Genomic DNA, 25773 nt, shown 5'->3' on the forward strand with positions numbered 1-25773 from the left:
CCCGGTCGGCGTCCGGTGGCAGGGACGCTCAGTCCACCAGCCGTCCGCGCGTGATCACCGACGTGTCGTCCATGCCCGGCATGGCGGCACGGGCCGCGTGTGCCGCCGGGTCCAGCAGCGGCAGCGGCGGCACCGGCCCGTCGCCCTGCGGCTGAGAACCTGCGGCCGGACCGCCCGTGGGGGCGTGCCCGCCGGCCGGCGGCTGGGCCGCGGCCGCCACCTGGGCCGGGTCCTGCACGTCCCGCCGGTCCTGCCAGATCGGCATCGCGACGGTCCGGGCGCCCTGATCCTGCATCACTCCCGGAGCTTGGGTCGCCTCCGGGCCGGCCGATGCCGCACCCTCCGGCTGTCCGGGCGTGGCCCCGATCTGCGCGGGACCGGGCAGCTCGGCCCCCTCGGCCGTGTCCGGCACCTCGACCTGCACCGCCTCGGCCGCCTGCGCCGCGGCGCCCGGTGTGGCCGAACCCGTCACTCCGGCCAGCGCCAGCATGGCGTCCAGATCCGCGGTGGTCCGCAGCACCTCGTCGTGGAAACTGCCCGCGCCTGACTCCGCCCCGGACATCGTCGCGGATCCCGCCGAAGACATCGGCCCGAACGCGGTCCCGGCCGGCTGCGGACCGGACAGATCGGATAATCCGGACATTGAGCCACGCGCTTCGGCCCGGTGCCGAGGCCGGGACCCCCGCGGGGGCACCTCCTCGAAGTCCGTGATGCCTGCCGCGTACCCGGCCACGCCGATTGCGCGCTCCGGCGGCAACTCCAGCAGTTGCTCCGCTCGCGCCACCGCCGACGCCTCCCGCAGCCGCAACGAGGAGACCAGATCCGCGACGCCCCTGATCACGGCCGCGCCGCCCAGGATGACGGTGACCATCTCCGCCGTACGCGCAAAGGAGCCGGCGGCGAAGAACCCCAGCCCGAGCTCCACCAGGCCGACGACGGTGAGCAGCCCCCACACCCGGTCGGTCTCCCGGCTCCCGTCCGACCGCCGGACCGAAGGCTGCATGGCGATCGCGATGTCGGCGGCGCCGCGCACCAGCAGATACCACCCGATGAGCGCGGCCGGCGTGGTCCACGAATCGGCGCGGTCGGTCATCAGGACCGCGGCGGTCGCCGCGAACAACAGCGCCATGCCCACGTTCAGCCACCACGTCCGGGACCCGGCGACGGCCCGCACCACCTCGGTCGCGGCGGCGAAGAGCAGCACCGGCCCGGCGACGTCCCCGATGTCGGCGGGCTCCAGCCGCAGCACGCTCCAGCCGATCGCCAGCCATGCCACCCCGGTCAGCAGAAGCAGCGCCCACATCCCGTTACGCACGACGGTCAGGGGCGACGAGCCGGACCACAACATGAAGCCTCCTGGCAGTTCTGGTACTGCCATGACAGCACCCCACGCAAGCGACGACCGGAGATTTGGGGAATTTAGGTAGCCCGGGCGTCCTTCGGCAACTCGCTGCTGCGAGCCCACGAGCCCCCTGCACGCGTGGTCACTTGCGGTTAATGAGGGGCTTAGTCGTCTTGGTGACCCGCGGCTCGACCAACGTTGCGATGAGTAGTCGTTCCATCCGACGATTGCGGCGAGGGCCAGCATGTGGACCCGCATCTCTGGCTGCAAGAAGTCTCTCAAACATTCGACGGGGACTGAAGCAACGCCTTTACCGGCGGTGTCGGAGTTGCGCTGCGTCCTCTGCGAGGCGGTCTGTCATTGATGTGACAAACGAGCCTCGATGTGGTCTTGCATAGATAGGGCGGTTTGGCTACCGTGATCATGCTGCAGCGATCAACACTGATGTGACCAGTGAGACGGGGAAACTTTTGAGATTTGCGAAGAGTGTCATTGCAAGTGTGGGCGCTACCTCTGCGGTACTCGCCTTGCTGCCTGGCGTGGCGCAGGCTAATACAATTTGGTCGGCCAGCTCCGCTTACGGTACGGGTAGTGCGAACGTAGACGCCTCGGGCAACCTGGAACTCGCCTTGGGTGCGATGGACACGAAGTGTGACAGTAAGTCGGCAGGTACCTTGGCGGATGTCTATGCTGGTGGATCGAAGCAGGCATCTCGATCCGTCGACGCGTTCAACGGCTGCCATTCAGGAGAAACGAAGTATTTCTACTTCGACATTTCTCAGCTTGGCGGGAATACATCAGGATACATCACCATTCGCGCGTGCCGGGCTCAGAAAATCGCCGGAGCCGTGAATTACACAAGCTGTGGCAGTGCGGTATCGCGTAGCTTTAGTATTTCCTGACGTCGAATTCTCACCTCCCCTGCTTTGGGTGAAATGAGTATTTGACTTGGTTCGGCTAGATTGCGAGCGGCGTCCTCTCGAAGGGCGCCGCTTACTGGCGTCTTGGGCTTTGTGCAGATGCGTGGAGTCGATCCTGCACTCTCACACATCCGATCTTCGCGGCGTACATGGCCCGAGGGGGTGAAGGGAGTCGGGTACGAGGATGCTGGCGAGAAGCCTGGAGCCTGGGCATCCAGGTTTGCGCTAACCTGCGAGACGTTGCCGGGCCATGTGATCTGGTTGGTGTCCCCGGTGGGATTCGAACCCACACTGAATGGATTTTGAGTCCATCGACTCTGCCGATTGGTCTACGGGGACGAGCCGTGCCCGGTTCGGGGCCGAGTTGGCCACGGCGATACGAGCAGGACACACACTACCCACTACGCTGTCAGGGGTGACACCCAGATACCCGGGTGTCGCGTCTTCGCAGAGTGGTGGGGGTAGGGGTTCCGTGGCCGACACGCAGGCGGGTGCCGAGCGCAGGCGGGTTCTGATCGCCGAGGACGAGGCGCTCATCCGGCTGGATCTGGCGGAGATGCTCGTGGAGGAGGGTTACGACGTCGTCGGGGAGGCCGGTGACGGCGAGACCGCCGTGCGACTGGCCGAGGACCTGACGCCGGACCTGGTCATCCTCGACATCAAGATGCCGATCATGGACGGGCTGGCGGCCGCCGAGCGGATCGCCGGCGGGCGGATCGCCCCGGTCGTCATCCTCACCGCCTTCAGCCAGCGGGACCTGGTGGAGCGTGCGCGGGCCGCCGGTGCCATGGCGTACCTGGTCAAGCCGTTCCAGAAGTCGGACCTCGTCCCGGCCATCGAGATCGCGCTCTCCCGGTATTCGGAGATCGCCGCGCTGGAGTCCGAGGTCGCCGGCCTGACGGACCGGTTGGAGACCCGCAAGTCGGTCGAACGGGCCAAGGGCGAGCTCATGACCAAGTACCAGATGACCGAGCCGCAGGCGTTCAAGTGGATCCAGCGCACCGCCATGGACCACCGGATGACCATGCGAGAGGTTGCCGACCGGATTCTCGCGGAGGGTGAGGAGTCGTCCGGCACCCCCGCGGATACTGCCTGACTGTTACACCTTCTCGGTGTGAGCATCACCGCACGTAACGGTTCGGTGAATGCCCGTGTGAACCCTTACCCCTGGCCAGGAGTTGGGATAGCGTCCGGCCCCATGACGGGCGGCGTTGTGTCGTGGAGCACTGCAAGTGCCAATCGACCTGCGGTGGCTCGGTGGGTTCGGTATGGAGGAGGGTTCCAACCTTGAGGCAGGTTCTCGCACGAGCCATCGGTGGACTGGCCGTGATCGGCCTTGTCGCCGGTGCCGCTGCCTGCAACAGCAGCAGCAGCTCTGACGACTCGGCCAGTGGTAACTGCGGCTACAAGATCGCGTTCTTCGGCGCCCTGACAGGGTCGGCGGCCAACCTCGGTGTCAACATCGAGCAGGGCTTCGAGCTCGCGATCAACCAGTACAACACCAAGAAGGGCTCTAAGTGCATCGAGGTGACCAAGTTCGACTCGCAGGGCGAGCCGGCCGTGGCCCCGGGTGTCGCTCGTAACCTGGTCGCGGACAAGAAGATCCTCGGCATCGTCGGCCCGCCGTTCTCGGGCGAGTCCGAGGCCGCCGACCCGATCTTCGAAGAGGCTGGCATCCCGACGATCACCCCGTCGGCGACCCGCGTCTCGCTGTCGGCGAACGGCTGGAAGACGTTCCACCGCGCGGTCGCGAACGACGACTCGCAGGGCCCGGCGGCGGCCAACTACATCAAGGACGTGCTGAAGGCGCAGAAGGTCTTCGTCGCCGACGACCAGTCCGCGTACGGCGCCGGCCTGGCCGACGTGGTGAAGAAGACCCTGGGCAGCGCGGTCGTCAAGACCGACAAGACCGAGGCCGACGGCAAGCAGACCGACTTCTCGGCGGTCGTGCAGCGGGTCGTGTCCTCGGGCGCGACGGCGATGTTCTACGGCGGTTACTACCAGAACGCGGGCCTCATCCGGAAGCAGCTGACGGCTGCCGGGTGGAAGGGCGTCCTCCTCGGTGGCGACGGCATGAAGGACCCGGGCCTGGCCAAGGCCGCGGGTAACGCGGCGGCGGTCGGCACGATCGTGACGTGCCCCTGCTCCCCGCCGGAGAAGGCGGGCGGCACGTTCGTCGCCGACTACAAGAAGCAGTGGAACGTCGACGCCGGTACGTATAGCGACGTGGCGTTCGACGCCGCGAACGTCTTCCTGGCGGGTATCGACGCGGGCAACACGACCCCGGACAAGCTGAACACCTACCTGTCGACGGCCAACTACACCGGTATCGCGAACACGTACAAGTGGACGCAGACCGGCGAGCTGGACCCGGCCTCGATCAAGGTGTGGGCGTTCAAGTTCGACCAGGCCGGCAACACCATCGCGGACCAGGAAATCAAGACCTCCTGATTTCTGTGTAACTCTCTGTAGGGCCGGTGCGGCCGGATGATCTCCGGCCGCACCGACTTCTTCGTTTCAGGAGCCCCTTGTGAACTTCTCCGGTCTGATTCAGGACATCGGGCCGCTCACGATCACGGGTCTGGCGCAGGGCGCGATCATCGCGCTGTTCGCGCTCGGTTACACCCTGGTCTACGGCGTGCTTCGCCTGATCAACTTTGCGCACTCCGAGGTCTTCCTGCTCGGTTCCTACGCGTGTCTCATCGTGTGGGGATTCTTCGGGCTGGACCAGAACTCGGCTACCCCCAACGTGTTCGCGGTCCTCGGCTACCTGCTGCTGGGCCTGGTGGCGGCGATCCTCATCTCCGGTCTGACCGCCCTCGGCGTCGAAATGGTGGCCTACCGGCCGCTCCGCCGCCGTAACGCACCCCCGCTGGCGTTCCTGATCACTGCGATCGGCGCCTCGCTGTTCATCTCCGAGACCGTCGGCGTGATCACCAAGCGCAACATCACTGGTGTCCCGCAGCTGATCCGGCCGACCGACGTCTTCGTGATCGGCAACATGCACGTGACGAATCTTCAGATTCTGATCATCGTGCTGGCGCTCGTGATGATGTTCGTGCTCGACCGCTTCATCAACCGGTCGCGGCTCGGCCGCGGCATCCGCGCCGTGGCGCAGAACCCGGACAGCGCTGCGCTGATGGGCGTCAACAAGAGCCGGGTCATCGCGCTGGTCTTCCTGCTCGGTGGTCTGATGGCGGGTGTCGCCGCCGTCATGTACGACTTGAAGATCGGTGTCACCCGGTTCGACGCCGGCTTCCTGCTGGGCATCGAGGCGTTCACCGCCGCGGTCCTCGGCGGTATCGGCAACCTGCGCGGCGCTCTGCTGGGCGGTCTGATGCTGGGCGTGCTGCAGAACTACGCGGCCAGCCTGTTCGGCACGCAGTGGCTGCACGCCGCGTCGTTCGTGCTGCTGGTTTTGATCCTGCTGGTCCGCCCGACGGGCCTGCTGGGCGAGTCTCTCGGGAGGGCACGCGCATGACAACCGAGGCGACTACCACGGTTCCGGCGGAGGCGCCGGACAAGAAGAACTGGCGGACCTCGGGCGGTGTCCGCGGCTGGTTCGGGCGCCAGCACTGGGCCGTCCGTACGGTTCTGGTCATCGTGTTCGCGGTGCTGGCCTACTTGCTGCCGTACGTGGCGCAAGTCCCCCTCATCGGTCCGCAGATCGTCACCGAGGGCATCGACTGGCCGAGCGCCCTGTTCAACATGTCCTACTACGTTCTGCTGGCTCTCGGCCTGAACGTGGTCGTCGGGTTCGCCGGCCTGCTGGACCTCGGGTACGTCGGCTTCTTCGCGGTCGGTGCGTACACCGTCGCGATGCTGACCTCGCCGGACAGCATCCTGCACACCGAGTGGGCGTGGGTCGCGGCCATCCCGGTCGCGCTGGCGGTCGCGATGATCTCGGGCCTGCTCCTGGGCTGGCCCACGCTGCGGCTGCGCGGTGACTACCTCGCGATCGTGACGCTGGGCTTCGCGGAGATCATCCGTATCTCCGCGACGAGCTCGGAGACGCTGCGGGGCGACCGGGGCTTCTCGGACATCCCGCACCCGCCGGGCACGTACGCCTCCGGCAAGCCGATCTTCGGTGTGGCCGACGCGACGCCGTACTACTGGCTCGGCCTGTCGGTGATCATCCTGGTGATCCTCGGGGTCCGGAACCTCGACCGCAGCCGGGTGGGCCGCTCGTGGCTCGCGATCCGCGAGGACGAGGAGGCCGCCGAGATCATGGGCGTCCGGACCATCAAGTACAAGCTGTGGGCGTTCGCCATCGGCGCGTTCATCGGCGGCCTGGGCGGCGTCATGTTCGCCGGTCAGCAGGGCTTCATGAACTCGCAGACGTTCATCCTGCAGTTCTCGATCCTGGTGCTCGCCGGCGTCGTGATGGGTGGTTCCGGAAACATCTTCGGCGCCATCCTGGGCGGCGCGCTGATCTCGTACATCCCGGACCGGCTCCGGGGCATCCAGGACCCGATCTTCCACACGGACCTGTTCGGGTTCCGGTTCGCGATCTTCGGTGCCGTGATCATCGCGATCATGATCTTCCGGCCGCAGGGCCTGATCCCGAGCCGCCGTCGCGCGATGGAGCTCAAGGACCGTGAGAAGGAGGTGGCTCCCCAGTGAGCGAGCCACACATCGAGACTCCGCAGGAGCTCGACGACGCCAACGCGCGCCCGGTGGACCAGCCGGCCCCGACCGGCGGCACCGCCTCGGCGGCACCGGAAGGGCCGGCAGGGCATGCCAGCGACGTGCTGCTGGAGGTCGAGAACGTCACGCTGCGCTTCGGCGGCGTCGTGGCGCTCAACGACGTCAGCTTCAGCCTGCGCCGGGGTGAGATCTTCGGCCTGATCGGCCCGAACGGCGCCGGCAAGACCACGTGCTTCAACGCGATGACCGGCGTCTACCGGCCCACCAGCGGCGCGATCCGCTTCCAGGGCGAGTCGATCGTCGGCCGGAAGAAGCACGAGATCACCCGCGGCGGGATCGCCCGTACCTTCCAGAACGTGCGCCTCTTCCCGGAGATGACCGCGCTGGAGAACGTCATGGTGGGCGCGGACGCGCACCACAAGACCAGCGTGATCGGCGCGCTCTTCCGGCTGCCCCGGTTCTGGAAAGAGGAGCGGGCCGGCCGGGAGAAGAGCCTAGAGCTGTTGCGCTTCGTGGGCATCGAGCGCCGGGCGGGCGAGGTCTCCCGGAATCTCTCGTACGGCGAGCAGCGCCGGCTGGAGATCGCCCGGGCCCTGGCGACCAACCCGACGCTGCTGTGCCTCGACGAGCCGGCGGCGGGCTTCACGCCGGCGGAGAAGGTCGAGCTGCTCGCCCTGATCCGCAAGATCCGTGACACCGGGGTCACCGTCCTGCTCATCGAGCACGACATGCGCCTCGTCATGGGCGTCACGGACCGGATCGTGGTGCTGGAGTTCGGCAAGAAGATCGCCGAGGGTACGCCCGCCGAGGTGCGGGACGACCCGAAGGTGATCGCGGCGTACCTGGGGGTCCCGACCGATGCTGCTTGAGTTGCAGGACATCACGCTGCTGTACGGCCGGATCCAGGCCCTGCACGGCATCAGCATGACCGTCGGCGAGGGCGAGATCGTGGCGCTGATCGGTGCCAACGGCGCCGGCAAGACCACGACGATGAAGGCGATCTCGGGCCTGCGCCCGGTGGCGCAGGGCTCCATCCGGTTCAACGGCGAGGACATCACCAAGATGCGCGCGGACCTGCGCGTCGTCCGCGGTGTCTCGCAGTCGCCGGAGGGCCGCGGCATCTTCCCCGGCATGACCGTGCGCGAGAACCTCGAGATGGGTGCCTACACCCGCCGCAACCGCGCCGAGATCAAAGAGGACATGGACCGGGCCTTCACCCTGTTCCCGCGGCTCAAGGAGCGCGAGAAGCAGGTCGGCGGCACGATGTCCGGCGGTGAGCAGCAGATGCTCGCGGTCGGCCGCGCGCTGATGAGCCGGCCGAAGCTGCTGCTGCTCGACGAGCCGTCCATGGGCCTCGCGCCGATGCTGATCCAGCAGATCTTCGACATCATCGTCGAGATCAACCAGCAGGGCACGACGGTCCTGCTGGTCGAGCAGAACGCTCAGCAGGCGCTGTCGCGCGCCCACCGCGCGTACGTGCTGGAGACCGGCCGGATCGTGAAGTCGGGTACCGGCGCCGAACTGCTGCACGACTCCTCGGTGAAGGACGCCTACCTCGGCGTTGCCTGAGCCACACCCCCCGCAATAAGGAGTATTTGACGATGTTCCGTATCTCATCGGGCCACCGGGCGATCCTCGGCCTGGCCATAGCGGCGGCGATGACCGTGTCCCTGTCCGCCTGCGGCGAGGAGTCCGGCAACGACACCGGCTCGGGCACCCCCCTGCCGTCGGCCTCGGCCGACACCGCCCTCGCCGACAAGGTCCCGGCCGCGATCAAGTCCGCCGGAAAGATCACCATCGGTACGGACTCCACGTATGCGCCCAGCGAGTTCCTCGACGCCGACGGCAAGACGGTCAAGGGCTTCGACGTCGACCTGTTCGACGCGGTCGCGCAGAAGCTGGGCCTGAAGACCGAGTGGAAGTCCGCCTCGTTCGACAGCATCATCCCGGGCGTCACCAGCCAGAAGTACAACGTCGGCGTCTCGTCGTTCACCGTCAACGCCGACCGCATGAAGGAGGCCACGATGGTCTCCTACTTCTCCGCGGGCACGCAGTGGGCGGCGAAGAAGGATTCCACGATCAACGCCGACGACGCCTGCGGCAAGAAGATCGCGGTGCAGACCGCCACCGTGCAGGTCGACGACATCACGGCCCGGTCGAAGAAGTGCACCGAGGCCGGCAAGGCGAAGATCACCATCGACCAGTACCAGGCCCAGAGCGACGCCACCAACGCCGTCGTGACCGGCAAGGACGACGCGATGCTGGCCGACTCGCCGGTCTGCGCGTACGCGGTCCAGCAGACCAACGGCCAGCTGGTCCTAGCCGGCGAGATCTACGACTCGGCGCCGTACGGCTACGTCCTGCCGAAGGACCAGGCCGAGTTCGGCGGGGTCATCGAGAAGGCGCTCGAGTCCCTGATCGCCGACGGCACGTACACGTCGATCCTCAGCAAGTGGGGCGTCCAGGCCGGTGGGATCACCGACCCGGCCCTGAACCCGCAGGCCTCCTGATCCGCGGATGAGCGACCAGACGACGACCGAACGGGCACGGCCGGAGGCCATCAAGGCCGTGCCCGTACGGCATCCGGGACGCTGGCTGGCCATCGCCGTACTCGCGGTGCTCACCGCGATGTTCGTGCACCTGCTGGTCACGAACGATCAGTTCCGCTGGTCGTTCATCTTCTCCTCGTACGAGCCCGGCAAGCACGGTGTCATGTTCACCGGGCCGGTGCTCGAGGGTCTGCGCGGCACGCTGCTGCTGACCGTCACGTCGATGCTCATCGGCGTGGTACTCGGCGTGATCATCGCCGTCATGCGGCTGTCGGAGAACCCGATCCTGCGCGGCGTGGCCTTCCTCTACACCTGGTTCTTCCGGGCGGTGCCGCGACTCGTGCTCGCGGTGCTCTTCGGCAACCTGAACATCCTGTGGTCGCGCGTCGGCTTCGGCCTGCCGTTCGACAAGCAGATCGGCCAGCTGTTCGGCATCGACAACTTCAACGGGCAGTTCTACAGCATCAAGGCCAGTGACCTGCTCGCCGGTTTCGTCGCCGGCATGCTCGCGCTGGGGCTGTCCGAGGCCGCGTACATGGCCGAGATCGTGCGCGCCGGCATCCAGTCGATCGACGAGGGCCAGGCCGAGGCCGCCGTGGCGCTGGGCCTCTCCCGTGGTCAGGTGCTGCGCCGGGTCGTACTGCCGCAGGCCATGCGAGTGATCGTGCCGCCCACCGGCAACGAGATCATCGCCATGGTCAAGGACACGTCGCTCGTGGCGTTCGTACCCGTGAACATCGAATTGTTCTTCCAGCTCAGCGCCATCAAGTCGCGGACGTTCGTGGTGCTGCCCGTGCTCATCGCCGCGGTGATGTGGTATCTGATCATCTGCAGCGTGCTGATGGTCGCGCAGTTCTTCATCGAGCGACACTTCAGCAAGGGATACGGCGCGGCCGGCAAGGCCCGCCAGAAGCTGCAAGGCATCGCCGCGGAGCAGGGCGGCGGCCCGATTTCCGCCGTAGGACCAGGAGGGCGTCCGGTATGACCGACGAGATGGTGCGCGCCGACGCCGTGCACAAGTCGTTCGGCTCCCTGGAAGTGCTCAAGGGCGTCGACCTGGTGGTCAAGTCGGGGGAGGTGTGCTGCGTCCTGGGCCCCTCCGGGTCGGGCAAGTCGACCTTCCTGCGGTGCATCAACCACCTGGAGAAGATCAACGCCGGCCGCATCTTCGTGGACGGCGACCTGATCGGCTACCGGGAACGCGGTGGCAAGCTGCACGAGCTGAAGGAGAAGGAGGTCGCCGCGCAGCGCCGAGCCATCGGCATGGTCTTCCAGCGGTTCAACCTCTTCCCGCACATGACGGTGCTGCAGAACGTCATGGAAGCGCCCTGCCGGGTGAAGCGGGAGCACAAGTCCGAGGTCCGTGACCGCTCGGCCGCCCTGCTCGAACGGGTCGGTCTCAGCGCGAAGATGGACAACTACCCGGGCCAGCTCTCCGGCGGCCAGCAGCAGCGCGTGGCGATCGCCCGGGCACTGGCGATGCGGCCCAAGCTGATGCTCTTCGACGAGCCCACGAGCGCGCTCGACCCGGAGCTCGTCGGCGAGGTGCTGGACGTCATGAAGGACCTCGCCCGCGACGGCATGACCATGGTCGTGGTCACCCACGAGATCGGCTTCGCCCGCGAGGTCGGCGACTCGCTGATCTTCATGGACGGCGGGGTCGTCGTCGAGCAGGGCCCACCGCGGGAGGTCATCGGCAATCCGCAGCAGGAACGCACCAAGGCATTCCTGAGCAAGGTGCTGTAAGGGGCGTTTCCGCCGGTCATGATCGGCGGAAACGTTGCCGGGCAGGCGGGGCGGTCGGCGGAGTTGTCGTACCCCGGGACTAGAGTTCTCGGACGTGAGCGACGACGCCCAGACCCCCCGCTTGCTGCTGCTCGACGGCCACTCGCTGGCCTACCGGGCCTTCTTCGCGCTGCCGGTGGAGAACTTCTCCACGCAGACGGGGCAGCCGACCAACGCCGTGTTCGGCTTCACCTCGATGCTGATCAACATGCTGCGCGACGAGAAGCCGACCCACATCGTGGTGGCGTTCGACGTCTCGCGGCAGTCGTTCCGCACGGAGAAGTATGCGGCTTACAAGGCCGGCCGGTCCGAGACCCCGCAGCCGTTCCAGGGCCAGGTCAGCCTGGTGAAGGAGGTGCTCGAGGCGCTGCGCATCCCGGTGGTGGAGGCGCCCGGCTACGAGGCCGACGACGTCATCGGCACGCTCTCCTGCCAGGCCCGCGACGCCGGCTTCGAGGTGGTCATCTCCACCGGTGACCGCGACGCGTTCCAGCTCGCGGGTGAGCACGTCACGATCCTCTACCCGGTCCGCGGCGTCTCCGAGGTCTGGCGGATGACCCCCGACGCCATCGAGGCCAAATACGGCGTGCCTCCCGAGCGCTACCGCGACAAGGCCGCCCTCGTCGGCGAGGCCAGCGACAATCTTCCCGGCGTCCCCGGCGTCGGCGACAAGACCGCGGCCAAGTGGATCAATCAGTACGGCGGCCTCGACGGCATCATCGCGCACGTCGACGAGATCAAGGGCAAGGCGGGCGAGAACCTGCGCGCCCACCTGGCCGACGTCATGCGCAACTACGAGATCAACGCGCTGGTCTGCGACCTCGAGCTGCCGCTGCGCCCCGAGGACGTCAAGTGGCAGGGCTGGGACCGCGAGGCGGTGCACCAGGTCTTCGACGCGCTCGAGTTCCGGGTGCTGCGCGAGCGGCTGTATTCGTACCTCGAGGCCGTCGAGCCCGAGGCCGAGTCCGGCTTCGACCTCTCCGGCAGCGTGCTGCGCACCGGCCAGGTGGCGGCGTGGCTCACCGAGCACGCCCGGGCCGCCCCGGTCGGCGTCGCGGTCACCGGCCGCTTCGGCCGCGGCACGGGCTCGCTGACCGGCATCGCGGTGGCCACCGGCGACGGCCCGGCCGCCTGGTTCGACCCCGCCGCGCTCGACGAGACGGACGAGCACGCGGTCGCCGCCTGGCTCGCCGACCCCGACCGCCCGAAGATCATCCACGACGCGAAGCCGGCGATGCTGGCCTTCCGCGCCCACGGCTGGGCGCTGGCCGGCGTCCGCGTCGACACCGCCCTCGCCGCCTACCTCACCAAGCCCGACCAGCGGGCGTACGACCTGACCGACCTCGCCCTGCGCTACCTCAAGCGCGAGCTTCGCGTCGACGGCCCCGAGGACGGCCAGCTCACCCTCGACGGCCTCGGCGACGAGGGCGTGGCCGAGGAGAATGTGATGCTCCGCGCCCGCGCCACCCTCGACCTCGCCGACACCCTCATCGAGGAGCTCTCCCGCGACGACGGTGCCTCGCAGCGCCTGCTCGCCGAGGTGGAGCAGCCGCTGGAGGTCGTGCTCGGCGAGATGGAACACGTCGGCATCGCCGCGGACACCCACTACCTCTCCGAGCTGGAGGCCCACTTCGCCGCCGAGGTGAAGGCGGCCCAGCAGGCGGCACACGAGGTGGTCGGGCGCGAGTTCAACCTCGGCTCGCCGAAGCAGCTGCAGGAGATCCTGTTCGTCGAGCGCAACCTGCCCAAGACCAAGCGCATCAAGTCCGGCTACACCACCGACGCCGACGCGCTGCAGAGCCTGTTCGCCCAGACCGGCGACCCGGTGCTCGAGCACCTGCTGCGCCACCGCGACGTGGCCAAGCTCAAGTCCACGGTGGACGGCCTGCTCAAGTCGGTCTCCGACGACGGCCGCATCCACACCACGTTCAACCAGACGGTGGCGGCCACGGGCCGGCTCTCCTCGACCGACCCCAACCTGCAGAACATCCCCATCCGCACCGAGGAGGGCCGCCGCATCCGCCGCGCCTTCATCGTGGGGGAGGGCTTCGAGTCCCTGATGACGGCCGACTACAGCCAGATCGAGATGCGCATCATGGCGCACCTCTCCGGCGACGAAGCCCTCATCGCAGCCTTCAACTCCGGCGCCGACTTCCACGCGGCCACCGCATCGTCGGTCTTCCACGTCCCCGTCGACGAGGTCGTCCCCGACCAGCGCCGCAAGATCAAGGCCATGAACTACGGCCTCGCGTACGGCCTGAGCGCCTTCGGCCTGAGCAACCAGCTCAGCATCACCGCGGAGGAAGCCCGAGGCCTGATGGCCGAATACTTCGAACGCTTCGGCGGCGTCCGCGACTACCTCCAAGCCGTCGTCCGCCGAGCGGTCCAGGACGGCTACACCGCCACCATCCTCGGCCGCCGCCGCTACCTGCCGGACCTGAGCAGCGACAACCGCCAACGCCGCGAAATGGCGGAACGCATGGCCCTCAACGCCCCCATCCAGGGCTCGGCCGCCGACATCATCAAGGTCGCCATGCTCCACGTCGACAAGGCCCTCCGCGAGACCGGCCTCAAATCCCGCATGCTCCTCCAGGTCCACGACGAACTCGTCTTCGACGTGGCGCCGGGCGAACGAGAAACCCTCGAAGCACTCGTACGCCGCGAGATGGGTGGGGCGTACCCGCTGTCGGTGCCCCTTGAGGTCTCGGTAGGCCTCGGCCAGGACTGGAACGGCGCCGACCACTGACCACTCCCGGCCGGCGACGTCTCTCCGTCGCCGGCCGCCACCGGCCCTGCCTGTCAGCCGGCCCTGCCTGTCAGCCGTTCCGGCCTGCAGCGGTTCGGTGGTGTGCAGCAGCTCGGTGGTGTGCAGCGGCTTCTGATTCGCAACGGCCTGGGTCCGCAGCAGCCCTAGCCCGAGCCTCGCGTCGGCCCCAGCCCCAGCCTCGCGTCGGCCCCAGCCTCCAGCCCTCGGCTCGCGGCAGTGCTGGACCCAGTCCCTGCTCGCGGCAGGCCCAGCCCTCGCCTCGCGGCAGTGCTGGACCCACTCCCGGCTCGCGGCAGGCTCAGCCATCGCCTCGCGGCAGCTTGCAGACCCTAGCCAAGCCTGCGCGGCCCCAGCCCTGCCCGACCTACGGCCCGGACCCTGTTCGCTCCTATCAACAATCAATCCGCGTCGGGTCTTGGACAGGTATGTGCCGCCGCATCCCAGTACCTGAGCCGTAACACACCCGATCGGGTGGCCGCCGGAGATGTGATTCGCAGCCTATTCGGGCACCGCCCTGGGTCTTTCGGCTATAGATCGCCGCGACTCACCGCGGCGGCGCCGGACCGATGGGTTGCGTTCCGCCAGCACCGTCCACCTCGGATTTAACAGGTGCTACAGCCCCGGCTCCGGCGTAGCGCAGGCAGCGGGAGAAGTGTTGCTGGGAATGCATTCTGGCCCAGCACAGTGCGGATCCGGCGCGGGAGAGCGAGCTGTCGGGATTCCGGCCTCTGCAACTTGCCTCGCTCTGCAAGGGTGGGCGCATGCCGAGCACTTCCATCGAGATGACATCCCAATCGGGGACGTTAGCTCCCGTGGTGCGCCGGCCTCTCGAGGCCGACCAAGCGCGGGCTTTCGCACCGATGTTCAAGGCACTGGGCGACCCGGTACGACTCCGGCTCCTCTCCATGATCGCCTCAGCCGGCGGCGGCGAGGTGTGCGTCTGCGACCTCACCGGTTCCTTCAAGCTGACCGGCCCGACAATCTCCCACCACCTGAAGGTCCTGCGCGAAGCCGGCCTCGTCGACAGCGACCGCCGCGGCACCTGGGTCTACTACCGCCTGGTCCCGGCCGCCCTGGCCCTCCTCGCCGGCCTCCTCGACGTAGGCGCCGTGGCGGCCTCCGTCTGAGAGGGCGTGGCGGCCTGCGTCTGGGAAGGCGTGGCGGCCTGCGTCTGGGAAGGCGTGGCGGCCTGCGTCTGGGAAGGCGTGGCCGCCTCCGTCTGAGAAGGCGTGGCCGCCCCCGTCCGAGAAGACCGTGGCCGAGCTTTTCTGTGGGCGCCTCGCCGCCCGGCGGACCCGCTTACGGCTTCGAGCCGTTGACGGTCGCAGGCGCCTCGCCGGCAGTCGAGGTGAGCTTCCCGTGCTCGCGACGATCGGAGTGAGCCCCGCCCCACCTGGCAGTCGGTCGAGAACAGCGCGACCCCTGGCAGTCGGAGGGCAGCTGCGCTGCCTAACAGTCGGAGGAGAGCTGGCTGTCCCGGCAGTCAGGGGAGCGCTGAGCGCTCAGGAGTCAGGGGAGCGCTGAGCGCCCAGCCAGCAGTCGGGAGGGAGCCAGGCGCCCGGCAGTCGGGGGAGAGCTGGGTGCCCGACCGCCGCAAGAGACAGTCGCGCGGGCCCACCGGCCAGAACAATCCGGCCCACACACGCTCGCGGTCAGACCGGGTTCCTCAGGTCGAGTCGCCGCCTACTTCTTTAGCGGGTCGTGTCCCCAGTTCATCAGCGAGTACCGCCACTTCGTGTCCTTCACGTCCCCCGACGGCCGCTGGGCGAGGTGCCGGTGGACGTACCCGACCACCTTTCGCATGTGGGCCTCGTCCGAGTCGTTCAGGTCCGCCTTCTTCGTGTGCAGGATCTGAATGATCTTCCGGCCGCTGTCGTGCCCCACGGACTCGCCGTTGCCGGAGGATTTCTGGCCTACCTCTCGCGACTCGTCCGTCTTGAGCCACTTCTCGAGCTCCGACGCGGTCATGTTCACCGCGTCCTTGAACTCCGTGTAGGTGTCAGTTGTCATCCTTCAGCGCTCCAGGCTTGTGGACTGCTGTGCCTCCGGTCTTGTCGCTCTTGACCTTGTATTGCGGGTCTTCCTTGGAGGCGTTCACCGTGCGTCCGGCTTCTTCCGTACGCGACGTGATCTTCTTCTCGACCGTGCCGTGCACCTGCTGGCCGTGGCTGCTCCAGGTCACCTTGGCACCCTTTTCCACGCTCATGACCTGCAGATGCCCGGCGGTCAGGGCAAGTAACTGACGAATATCGCCGTGCCCGGGAACAGCCTGCCGCGCAGGGGGCTCCACTGGCCCCAGATCTGGTCGTGGCCTTCCGGCCACTCCGGTTCGATCAGGTCGGTGAGGACGAACCCGGCGGCGACCAGTTCGCGGATGCGGTCGCCGAGGGTCCGGTGCTGTTCCACGTACGTCGGGTTTCCGGTGTCGTCCTGCTCCACGTACGGCCGACGGTCGAAATACGGGTGTACCGCCAGGAGACCGTCCTCGCCCGGGTCGTCGAGGAAGATCCACCGCATGGGGTGTGTGATCGAGAACACCCAGCTGCCTCCCGGGCGCAGCACGCGCGCCACTTCTCGCATCACGGCCTCGGAGTCGGCGACGAACGGGACGGCTCCGAACGCCGTGCAGACCACGTCGAACGTCGAGGTCGCGAACGGCAGGGCGAGAGCGTCCGCCTGCACGAGCGGCACCCGTACCCCCGAACGGTCCGAGGCCTGCTGCGCATGACGCAGCATCCCCCCGCTCAGGTCCATCGCGACCACCTCGGCGCCCTGCCCGTCGAGCCAGCGCGCCGCCGAGGCCGCGCCGCAGCCCAGTTCCAGCACCCTTTTCCCGCGCACGTCGCCCAGCAGACGCGCGTCCGCCTCCCGCAGGCGCTCCGGGCACCAGACGAAATCCACATCACCGAGGAAGGCTCCGTGTTCCTCCTGGTAGTCGTCCGCGTCCAGGTCCCACCAGTGCCGGCTGGCGACGCGGCTCTCGTCGTCGGTCACCGCCCGGCGCAGCGTCGCGGCCTGGGTGGTGGGCTGAGGTTCGATCACCGGGTCACGGTACGGGGGGAGTACGACACTTTCGCGCGACGGCCGGCCGGGTCGCCCGGGATCACGGGAGCCGGCTCAGTCCGTACCGTTGCAGGGCGGGACGGACGACGCTCCGAGGCGCAGAAATGGCACAAAACGGCCTTGGTGGTGGGTTTCGCCAGAACAATGTGCCTCGGTCCGTAGGAGGGCTTGCAACCTGTGGTAATGCGCACGGTAAGCTAGTCGATGCGCTCGCGGATCGTGTGCCTCGGCAGGGAGCAGGTTCCGCAAGTCGTCGGCCCCAGCATGATCCTGCTCGCTTGATCGCCTCTGCTTGATCGCCAAGCTCCAGCGTCGTGATCACCGGTTGTTCGTGCTGTGCCCGGCGGCAGTTCCGCGGCGCGCAGAGACACCACGAAACCATCCGTTCGGAGCAACAGTCCACATGACGAGCAGCATCGAGGCCACCTCGAGCGCCAACAGGGTCACGGTCGACGATCTCGGCTCGGAGGAAGCTTTCCTCGCAGCCATCGACGAGACCATCAAGTACTTCAACGACGGCGACATTGTCGAAGGCACCGTCGTCAAGGTCGATCGGGACGAGGTCCTGCTCGACATCGGCTACAAGACCGAGGGTGTGATCCCCTCTCGTGAGTTGTCGATCAAGCATGACGTGGACCCCGCGGAAGTGGTGTCGGTCGGTGACCACATCGAAGCCCTCGTCCTCACCAAGGAGGACAAGGAAGGCCGCCTGATCCTCTCGAAGAAGCGTGCGCAGTACGAGCGCGCGTGGGGCACGATCGAGAAGATCAAGGAGGACGACGGCGTCGTGCGCGGCTCCGTCATCGAGGTGGTCAAGGGCGGCCTCATCCTCGACATCGGTCTCCGTGGCTTCCTGCCGGCCTCGCTGGTCGAGATGCGCCGCGTGCGCGACCTCCAGCCGTACGTGGGCCGGGAGCTCGAGGCGAAGATCATCGAGCTGGACAAGAACCGCAACAACGTGGTCCTGTCCCGCCGTGCGTGGCTCGAGCAGACCCAGTCCGAGGTCCGCACCGAGTTCCTCAACAAGCTCCAGAAGGGCCAGGTCCGCAAGGGCGTCGTGTCCTCCATCGTCAACTTCGGTGCCTTCGTGGACCTGGGTGGCGTGGACGGCCTGGTACACGTCTCGGAGCTCTCCTGGAAGCACATCGACCACCCGTCCGAGGTCGTCGAGGTCGGCCAGGAGGTCGAGGTCGAGGTGCTCGACGTCGACCTGGACCGCGAGCGCGTCTCGCTGTCGCTGAAGGCGACCCAGGAAGACCCGTGGCGCCAGTTCGCCCGGACCCACGCGATCAACCAGATCGTGCCGGGCAAGGTCACCAAGCTGGTTCCGTTCGGCGCCTTCGTCCGCGTGGACGACGGCATCGAGGGCCTGGTGCACATCTCCGAGCTGGCCGAGCGTCACGTCGAGCTGCCCGAGCAGGTCGTCCAGGTGGGTTCGGACGTCATGGTCAAGGTCATCGACATCGACCTCGAGCGTCGCCGGATCTCGCTCTCGCTCAAGCAGGCGAACGAGAACTTCGTGGAGGGCGAGGAGCACTTCGACCCCACCCTCTACGGCATGGCTGCCACGTACGACAACGAGGGCAACTACATCTACCCGGAGGGCTTCGACCCGGAGACGGGCGAGTGGCTCGAGGGCTTCGACAAGCAGCGCGAGGCGTGGGAGAAGCAGTACGCCGACGCCCGCGAGCGCTGGGAGGCCCACACCAAGCAGGTGCAGGCGTCCCGCGAGGCCGACGCCGAGGCCGCGCTCAACCCGGCTCCGGCGGGTGGCGTGACGACCTCGTCGTCCTCCTCCTCCTCCACCTCCACGAGCACGTCGTCGGCCCCGGCGCGCGCCGCGGAGGAGCCGGCCGGCACCCTGGCCACCGACGAGGCCCTCGCCGCTCTGCGCGAGAAGCTCGCCGGCGGCAAGGGCTGACCACCACGGCACCGCAGCTCGCCGGTCCCCGGATCGGCGAGCTGTAGCTCCGGCTTCGAGAACCCCGCTCATCCGGCTTCGGCCGGGAGGGCGGGGTTTCTCAGTTGTCCACAGGCTGCCGAACCCGCACTGACAGGACCCGATGCACCCGGAATACTGGGCCCGTGCTCAGGGTGGGATTGACCGGTGGGATCGGCGCCGGCAAAAGTGCCGTCTCGCAACGGCTGCAGGAACTCGGTGCGGTGATCATCGACTCCGACCGGCTGGCCCGGGAGGTCGTGGCCGCCGGGACCGACGGGCTGGCGGAGGTCGTCGCCGCCCTGGGCCCCGAGGTGCTCGGCGCCGACGGCGAGCTCGACCGGCCCGCTCTCGGCGCCCGCGTCTTCGGCGACGAGGCCGCCCGGCGCCGGCTCGAGAACATCATCCATCCCCGGGTACGCGACCGCACGGCCGAACTATCCGCCGCGGCGCCGCCCGATGCGATCGTGGTCAACGACGTGCCGCTGCTCGTCGAGGTGGGGCTCGTCCCGACCTACCACCTCGTGATCGTCGTCGACGCGGCCCCGGAGGTGCGGATCGCCCGGCTCGTCGGGACGCGGGGGATGACCGAGGCGCAGGCCACCGCCCGGATCGCCGCCCAGGCCACCGACGCCGACCGGCTCGCCGCCGCCGACGTGGTCATCGACAACAACGGGGGGCTCGACGAGCTGACGAGCCGGGTGACGACGTTGTGGCGGGAGCGGCTCCTGCCGTACGAGAAGAATCTCCGACTTCGCCGTCGCTCGGCCGCTGAGACGGCCCTGCAGGTCGTACCCCCGGATCCGACCTGGCCGCGGCAGGCGGCCCGGCTGATCGCCCGGATCAACCACGCGCTGCGGCCCGCCCTCGGCCGGGACGCGGAGATCTGGCACATCGGCTCCACGGCCGTTCCCGGGCTGCCGGCGAAGGACCTGATCGACCTGATGCTGGCGGTCCCGACGCTGCAGCACGCCGACAAGCTCGCCGATGCGCTGGCCGGCGTCGGGCTGCCGCCGCGGGAGGGCGAGTGGTTCGACAACGCCCGGGGGATACCGGGCAAGACCTGGCCCAAGCGGCTGCATGGGAGCGCGGATCCGGGCCGGTCCGTCAACCTTCACGTCCGGGTGACCGGCTCGCCCGGCTGGCGTTTCGCGCTGCTGATGCGCGACCACCTGCGGGCGGTGCCCGAGGCTCGGGAGGGGTATGCGGCGGTCAAGGAGCGGTGGGTGGCGGCCTGTGCCGATGTCGAGAGCTATGCCGCGGCAAAGGAGCCTTGGTTCGATGCGGAGGCGGTAGCGGCGCATGAGTGGGCGGAGGCTACGGGGTGGCGGCCGCCGGGTAGCGACGCGGGCTGAGGGACTGGGAGCCGCCGGCTTGTGGCGGCGCTGGCGGCCGGCGGGCCGTGAGGTGGCCTGAGGGGCGGACGCTGTTGGTCGCCGGCTTGCTTCGAACCTGGGCGCCGACGGTTGTGGCGTGGGCTGACGAGGCTGGAGCTGCCGGGTTGTGACGGTCTTGCGGCCGCCCGGCAGTAAAGGGCGCTCGCGGCGGCCGGTCGACGCTTGTTGCGTGACCTCTCGAGATGCGCTCACCGGCATGTGCCGGGGCTGCAGTCTCCGTCCCGGCCGTGGCGCCTCGTGGTGGCGCCGGGTCGTCCGGGCGGCCGCCGCGAGCGGCCTACCCGACCAGGGTAGAGGCGCCCGGGAACACCCGACAATGCCTGGTGACGAGCAGATTGTGCACCCACCGAACACCCGCTCCACCGAGCCCGCCGAAACTTGTCACACCCCCGACGTACGGTGGTCTGCATGGCGCTCGACATCCCACGACTCGACGGCACTTTCAAGGTCGTCAGCGACTACCAGCCGGCCGGTGACCAGCCCACGGCCATCGTCGAGCTGGAGCGCCGGGTGCGCAGCGGCGACCGCAACACCGTTCTTCTCGGCGCCACCGGCACCGGCAAGAGCGCGACCACCGCGTGGCTCATCGAGAAGCTGCAGCGGCCGGCGCTCGTGCTCGCCCCCAACAAGACCCTCTGTGCGCAGCTCGCCAAGGAGTTCCGCGAGCTCATGCCGCACAACGCCGTCGAATACTTCGTCAGCTACTACGACTACTACCAGCCTGAGGCGTACATCGCGCAGACCGACACCTACATCGAGAAGGACTCGTCGGTCAACGAGGAGGTCGAGCGGCTGCGCCACTCCGCGACGATGTCCCTGCTCACGAGGCGCGACGTCATCGTGGTCGCCACCGTCTCCGCGATCTACGGCCTGGGCACCCCGCAGGAATACCTCGACCGCGCGGTGAAGGTGAAGGTCGGCCAGGAGCTCGACCGCGACAAGCTGCTCCGCCGTCTGGTCGACATCCAATACTCGCGCAACGACATGGCGTTCCAGCGGGGCACGTTCCGGGTCCGGGGCGACACCCTCGAGATCATCCCGGCATACGAGGAACTGGCCGTCCGCATCGAGCTGTTCGGTGACGAGATCGAGAAGCTCTACTACCTGCACCCGCTGACGGGCGAAATCGTGCGCGAGGTGGACCAGCTGGTGATCTTCCCGGCGACGCACTACACGGCCGGCCCGGAGCGCATGGAGCGCGCCATCCGCGACATCGAGGCGGAGCTGGCCGAGCGTCTCGCCGAGCTGGAACGGCAGGGCAAGCTGCTCGAGGCCCAGCGCCTGCGCATGCGGACGACCTACGACATCGAGATGATGCGCCAGGTCGGCTTCTGCAACGGCATCGAGAACTATTCGATGCACATGGACGGCCGCTCGTACGGTGACCCGGCGTACACGCTGCTCGACTACTTCCCCGACGACTTCATCACCGTCATCGACGAGTCGCACGTGACGATCCCGCAGATCGGCGGCATGTACGAGGGCGACGCGTCCCGCAAGCGCATCCTCATCGAGCACGGCTTCCGGCTGCCCAGCGCCGCCGACAACCGGCCGCTGCGCTTCGACGAATTCCTCGAGCGCGTCGGCCAGATGGTGTTCCTGTCCGCGACCCCCGGCCCGTGGGAGCTCCAGCAGTCCGGCGGTGAATACGTCGAGCAGGTCATCCGCCCCACCGGCCTGGTCGACCCCCAGGTCGTGGTGAAGCCGACCAAGGGCCAGATCGACGACCTCATGCACGAGATCAAGGAACGCACCGAGCGCGACGAACGGGTCCTCGTCACCACCCTCACCAAGAAGATGGCCGAGGACCTCACCGACTACCTGCTCGAGAACGGCATCCGGGTCCGCTACCTGCACTCCGAGGTCGACACGCTGCGCCGCGTCGAGCTGCTCAAGGAGCTACGCAAGGGCGACTACGACGTACTCGTCGGCATCAACCTGCTCCGCGAGGGCCTCGACCTGCCCGAGGTCTCGCTGGTCGCGATCCTCGACGCGGACAAGGAGGGCTTCCTCCGCAGCGGCCGCTCCCTGATCCAGACGATCGGCCGCGCGGCCCGCAACGTCTCCGGTGAAGTCCACATGTACGCGGACAAGATGACCCCCTCGATGCGCGCCGCGATCGAGGAGACCGACCGCCGCCGCGCCAAGCAGATCGCCCACAACAAGGCGAACGGCATCAGCCCCGAGCCCCTGCGCAAGAAGATCCACGACATCCTCGACGACATCTACCGCGAGGCCGAGGACACCGACACGGCCATCGGCGGCCATGGCCCCGGCGGCCACGTTGTCGGCGGCGCGGGCCGCCAGATGTCCCGCGGCAAGGGCCCGGTCCCGGAGACCCGCTCGAAGGCGCGCGGCTCGTCGGCCCCGGCCCGCGAGGGCATGGCCCGGGCCGAGCTGGCCCAGCTCATCCAGGACCTGAACGACCAGATGCTGGCCGCGGCCCGGGAACTGCAGTTCGAACTCGCCGCCCGCATCCGTGACGAGGTGTCGGAGCTCAAGAAGGAGCTGCGGGGAATGGACGTCGCCGGAGTGAAGTGACGATTCCGAGGCCGACGGACGCTTCTGTCGGCGGCGAGAAGTCGGTGGGACCGCTGACTGGTGCTCACTACGCTGTCGCACGTGTCGCCTGACGCCGTTGCGTGGACTGTCGCGCCCCTTGCTGTGGAGGGTGAGTTGGTGGGGCTGGCGCGGCGGTGCCTCGACGCCGATGGTGGGCTCCCGCTGTCTGCTGATCCGGGCTTTCTCCGGCGTCGCTGGCTCGGGGACGGGGTGGTGAATCTGCAGGCGCGTACCGGGGACGGCGGGCTCGTCGCCGCCGGGGCGGTCCGGCCTACCGCACGTCGCGGGGTTACGTCGGTTCAGTCCGGTCCGGCCGAGACACGGGCCGAGTCTGGTCCGACGGTGGCCGGCACCGGTTCGGCAGCCGGCTTCGGCCCGGCGGCGGCTGCCTCTGTCACGCCTCGGGAGCGTCACGGCGGTGGGAGCGAATGGGACGGCGCCACGTTCGCCGGTCTGGTCGATCCGACGTTCCGGTCGTGTGGGCTCGGCGGGCGGCTTCTGGACTGGGGGTTGGCCGAGGGGCAGCGGTTGGGCGGGACCGTCACGGTGGAAACCGAGTCCTTGACCGCCGCGGCCCTCCAGCTGTTCGTCGAGCGGGGGCTGCGGCAGGTCTTCGCCGAGGACGTGTTGCGGTTCGACCTGGGTGCTCGCGGCGTACCCGAAGCGGGGTGGCCGGATGGCACCACCGTTCGCGGATGGCCGGACGTTGATGCGGAGCGGTTCTTCCGGGTCTATGACGCGGCTTTCCGTGAGCGGCCCGGCTTTCCGGGGTGGACCGCGGAGGAGTGGATCGCGGACTTGGCCGACGACGAGGATTTCCGGCCGGGATGGTCGGTGCTGGCCTCGGTTCAGGGGGTCGGTGACGCCGGGTTCCTGACGGCGGCAGTCGGGTGGATCGTGCAGGTCGGTGTCGTGCCGGCCGCTCGAGGGCGAGGGCTCGGCGCGGCGCTCGTCACAGAGGCGTTGCGGCGGATGCGATCGGACGGGGCCGTGGAGGCGTGGCTCGACGTCAACGTCGACAATCCTGCCGGACAACTTTATCGGCAGCTGGGCTTCGAGGACCGCGGGCGCAGGGCTCGCTTCCAGCCGGGCTGAGGCCGCGAGCTGCCGGCGCGCCTGACGTCGCCGGCTCAGGTTGGATGACGCCGGGAAGGACTGGGCCGCCGTGAGCGGCGCCGGGCGGCCTGAGCGCCACCGTCGATCTCGCTCGGCGCGAGGAGGCGAGCGCCGAAAGAGGCTGAACTAGCCTCCTAGGATGGCCAGCGGATTGTGAGCCGGCGAAGAGGCGCCGTGCGTCGAGCCGGACAGACACGTGCGTCGAGCCGGACGGAACCAGAAGCGGATGAGGCAAGTGACTGGCGGCCGAACTCGTCGTCCCGGGCGAGGTAATGGAGTCCGGGCGGCCAGCCCACACGGCAGCTCCAGGCACCCCAACTCCGCTGCACGGTCGCAGATTGCCAGCCAGCTGCTCTAACCGCCGGTTCAGGCCCGGAAGTCACCGTCCCGCGAGAGACTGGACACGATTGTCCGGGGTCAGGTGTCGCACCGGCTCCCGATGCGACACAATGGCTTCCGTAGGAGGGGAGTATTCCTCTGCGCCGGTCTCGTCAACACGGTCTGCCCCCGCGAGGGTGTGCCCGGGGCCGGTGGTCTTCGCCCGCCGGGTGGAGGCGGAAGAGACCTCCGACAGTCGCACGTCGCCGAGCCGGTCCCCCATTCCGGTGCGGCGATGAACCGTGTCTGCCGGAGGTCCTCATTGAACGTTTCCACGTGGGTTTGGCTCATCACTCTGGGTGCCCTTGTCGTCATGCTCGCCGTCGATCTGCTGATCGTCGGGCGGCGGCCGCATGAGCCGTCGATGCGGGAGGCCGGCGGGTGGGTGGCCTTCTACGTCGCGCTGGCGTTGGCGTTCGGGGTGGGGTTGTGGGTCACCGCCGGGGGGACGCCTGCGGGGGAGTTCTTCACGGGTTGGCTCACCGAGTATTCGCTGAGTGTCGACAACCTGTTCGTGTTCATGATCATCATGGCTCGGTTCAATGTGCCCCGGCAGTTCCAGCAGAAGGTGCTGCTGATCGGGATCGTGCTGGCGCTGGTCATGCGGGGGGCGTTCATTGCCGCCGGGGCCGCGCTGATCCAGCAGTTCTCGTGGGTGTTCTACATCTTCGGCGTGTTCCTGGTGTACACCGCGGTGACGCTGCTGAAGAACGGCGAGAGCGACGAGGACGACTTCAAGGAGAACATCCTCATCCGCTGGGCCAAGCGGGTCTTCCCGCTGTCCAGCTCCTTCGACAGCGGCCGGATGACGGTGGTCACCGACACCGGGCGTCGGCTGTTCACGCCCCTGCTCATCGTCATGATCGCGATCGGGACCACCGACCTGATCTTCGCGCTCGACTCGATTCCGGCGATCTTCGGCATCACCAAGGAGCCGTACCTCGTCTTCACCGCCAACGTGTTCGCGCTGATGGGGTTGCGGCAGCTGTATTTCCTGCTCGGCGGCCTGTTGGAACGCCTGATCTACCTCAACATCGGGTTGGCGTTCGTGCTCGCCTTCATCGGGGTGAAGCTGTTCCTCGAGGCGCTGCACACCAATTCGCTGGCGTTCATCAACGGCGGCCACGGCGTGCATTGGGCGCCCGAGATTCCGATCTGGCTCTCTCTTCTCGTCATCCTCGGCACGCTGGGCGTCGCCACGGTCGCCAGCCTGGCCAAGTCGTCACGCGACCAGAAGAAAGAGTTATTGAAGGCCTGACCGAAAAAGAGACGGGGGTACGGTGCTGAGCACCGTACCCGCGTCTTCTT

Annotated in this window: 21 protein-coding genes and 1 tRNA gene; 17 read left to right on the plus strand and 5 right to left on the minus strand. The window is 68.1% G+C overall.

The window, feature by feature from the left end; genetic code table 11:
• Positions 1 to 28 precede the first annotated feature (28 nt).
• A complete protein-coding gene (locus AB0368_RS23605) occupies positions 29 to 1378 on the minus strand; it encodes a hypothetical protein (protein ID WP_366156095.1) in 1350 nt (449 codons plus the stop codon).
• A 410-nt stretch (positions 1379 to 1788) separates the two neighbouring features.
• Here AB0368_RS23605 and AB0368_RS23610 point away from each other — a divergent pair, with 410 nt between their 5' ends.
• On the plus strand, positions 1789 to 2244 hold the full coding sequence (locus tag AB0368_RS23610) for a hypothetical protein (protein WP_366156096.1): 456 nt from the start codon (positions 1789 to 1791) through the stop codon (positions 2242 to 2244).
• 280 nt (positions 2245 to 2524) lie between these two features.
• Here AB0368_RS23610 and AB0368_RS23615 read toward each other — a convergent pair.
• A tRNA-Leu gene (locus tag AB0368_RS23615) sits at positions 2525 to 2601 on the minus strand.
• 133 nt (positions 2602 to 2734) lie between these two features.
• Between AB0368_RS23615 and AB0368_RS23620 the strand changes: the two genes are divergently transcribed.
• From AB0368_RS23620 to AB0368_RS23670, 11 genes are all read left to right on the plus strand, one after another.
• Positions 2735 to 3358 carry a response regulator gene (locus tag AB0368_RS23620; protein ID WP_366156097.1) on the plus strand — a complete coding sequence of 208 codons (624 nt, stop codon included), beginning with the start codon at positions 2735 to 2737 and terminating at the stop codon, positions 3356 to 3358.
• A 191-nt stretch (positions 3359 to 3549) separates the two neighbouring features.
• Complete coding sequence (locus AB0368_RS23625) at positions 3550 to 4713, plus strand: branched-chain amino acid ABC transporter substrate-binding protein (protein ID WP_366156098.1); 1164 nt, start codon at positions 3550 to 3552, stop codon at positions 4711 to 4713.
• Between the two features lie 79 nt (positions 4714 to 4792).
• Positions 4793 to 5743, plus strand: a complete 951-nt coding sequence (locus tag AB0368_RS23630) for a branched-chain amino acid ABC transporter permease (RefSeq protein WP_366156099.1) — start codon at positions 4793 to 4795, stop codon at positions 5741 to 5743.
• A complete protein-coding gene (locus AB0368_RS23635; protein ID WP_366156100.1) occupies positions 5740 to 6885 on the plus strand; it encodes a branched-chain amino acid ABC transporter permease in 1146 nt (381 codons plus the stop codon). The genes AB0368_RS23630 and AB0368_RS23635 overlap by 4 nt, the downstream gene beginning before the upstream one ends.
• 125 nt (positions 6886 to 7010) lie before the next feature.
• A complete protein-coding gene (locus AB0368_RS23640) occupies positions 7011 to 7778 on the plus strand; it encodes an ABC transporter ATP-binding protein (protein ID WP_366156157.1) in 768 nt (255 codons plus the stop codon).
• Entirely contained in the window at positions 7768 to 8478 is a 711-nt protein-coding gene (locus tag AB0368_RS23645) for an ABC transporter ATP-binding protein (RefSeq protein ID WP_366156101.1), read from the plus strand. The genes AB0368_RS23640 and AB0368_RS23645 overlap by 11 nt, the downstream gene beginning before the upstream one ends.
• A gap of 32 nt (positions 8479 to 8510) precedes the next feature.
• A complete protein-coding gene (locus AB0368_RS23650) occupies positions 8511 to 9419 on the plus strand; it encodes an ABC transporter substrate-binding protein (RefSeq protein WP_366156102.1) in 909 nt (302 codons plus the stop codon).
• A 7-nt stretch (positions 9420 to 9426) separates the two neighbouring features.
• Positions 9427 to 10443 carry an amino acid ABC transporter permease gene (locus tag AB0368_RS23655; protein ID WP_366156104.1) on the plus strand — a complete coding sequence of 339 codons (1017 nt, stop codon included), beginning with the start codon at positions 9427 to 9429 and terminating at the stop codon, positions 10441 to 10443.
• On the plus strand, positions 10440 to 11204 hold the full coding sequence (locus AB0368_RS23660) for an amino acid ABC transporter ATP-binding protein (protein ID WP_366156106.1): 765 nt from the start codon (positions 10440 to 10442) through the stop codon (positions 11202 to 11204). Before AB0368_RS23655 ends, AB0368_RS23660 begins: the two co-directional genes overlap by 4 nt.
• 94 nt (positions 11205 to 11298) lie before the next feature.
• The gene (polA, locus tag AB0368_RS23665) at positions 11299 to 13989 is read left to right on the plus strand and encodes a DNA polymerase I (protein ID WP_366156107.1); all 2691 of its coding nucleotides are present in this window, start codon (positions 11299 to 11301) and stop codon (positions 13987 to 13989) included.
• 803 nt (positions 13990 to 14792) lie between these two features.
• Positions 14793 to 15137 (plus strand): metalloregulator ArsR/SmtB family transcription factor, encoded by a 345-nt coding sequence (locus AB0368_RS23670; RefSeq protein WP_366156158.1) that lies wholly within the window; start codon positions 14793 to 14795, stop codon positions 15135 to 15137.
• Between the two features lie 556 nt (positions 15138 to 15693).
• Here the strand turns inward: AB0368_RS23670 and AB0368_RS23675 are convergent.
• Genes AB0368_RS23675 through AB0368_RS23685 form a run of 3 tightly spaced genes read right to left on the minus strand, consistent with a single transcriptional unit; the run spans position 15694 to position 17052 of the window.
• On the minus strand, positions 15694 to 16020 hold the full coding sequence (locus tag AB0368_RS23675; RefSeq protein WP_366156108.1) for a DUF3140 domain-containing protein: 327 nt from the start codon (positions 16018 to 16020) through the stop codon (positions 15694 to 15696).
• Positions 16010 to 16216, minus strand: coding sequence for a DUF2945 domain-containing protein (locus tag AB0368_RS23680; protein ID WP_366156109.1), 207 nt, complete (start codon positions 16214 to 16216; stop codon positions 16010 to 16012). Before AB0368_RS23680 ends, AB0368_RS23675 begins: the two co-directional genes overlap by 11 nt.
• Before the next feature lie 20 nt (positions 16217 to 16236).
• Complete coding sequence (locus AB0368_RS23685) at positions 16237 to 17052, minus strand: class I SAM-dependent methyltransferase (protein ID WP_366156110.1); 816 nt, start codon at positions 17050 to 17052, stop codon at positions 16237 to 16239.
• Positions 17053 to 17476: 424 nt separating this feature from the next.
• Here AB0368_RS23685 and rpsA point away from each other — a divergent pair, with 424 nt between their 5' ends.
• The 5 genes from rpsA to AB0368_RS23710 all read left to right on the plus strand — a co-directional run bounded on the left by rpsA (position 17477) and on the right by AB0368_RS23710 (position 25723).
• Positions 17477 to 18994: a 30S ribosomal protein S1 gene (rpsA, locus tag AB0368_RS23690; protein ID WP_366156111.1), complete on the plus strand. Its 1518-nt coding sequence runs from the start codon at positions 17477 to 17479 to the stop codon at positions 18992 to 18994.
• 164 nt (positions 18995 to 19158) lie between these two features.
• Positions 19159 to 20367, plus strand: a complete 1209-nt coding sequence (gene coaE / locus AB0368_RS23695; protein ID WP_366156112.1) for a dephospho-CoA kinase — start codon at positions 19159 to 19161, stop codon at positions 20365 to 20367.
• 450 nt (positions 20368 to 20817) lie between these two features.
• A complete protein-coding gene (uvrB, locus tag AB0368_RS23700) occupies positions 20818 to 22950 on the plus strand; it encodes an excinuclease ABC subunit UvrB (protein ID WP_366156113.1) in 2133 nt (710 codons plus the stop codon).
• 567 nt (positions 22951 to 23517) lie between these two features.
• Positions 23518 to 24066: a GNAT family N-acetyltransferase gene (locus AB0368_RS23705; protein WP_366156114.1), complete on the plus strand. Its 549-nt coding sequence runs from the start codon at positions 23518 to 23520 to the stop codon at positions 24064 to 24066.
• Positions 24067 to 24727: 661 nt separating this feature from the next.
• On the plus strand, positions 24728 to 25723 hold the full coding sequence (locus AB0368_RS23710; RefSeq protein ID WP_366156115.1) for a TerC family protein: 996 nt from the start codon (positions 24728 to 24730) through the stop codon (positions 25721 to 25723).
• The last annotated feature ends 50 nt before the right edge of the window (positions 25724 to 25773 follow it).

It is taken from the genome of Actinoplanes sp. NPDC051475 (assembly GCF_040689425.1).
Lineage (GTDB): Bacteria > Actinomycetota > Actinomycetes > Mycobacteriales > Micromonosporaceae > Actinoplanes.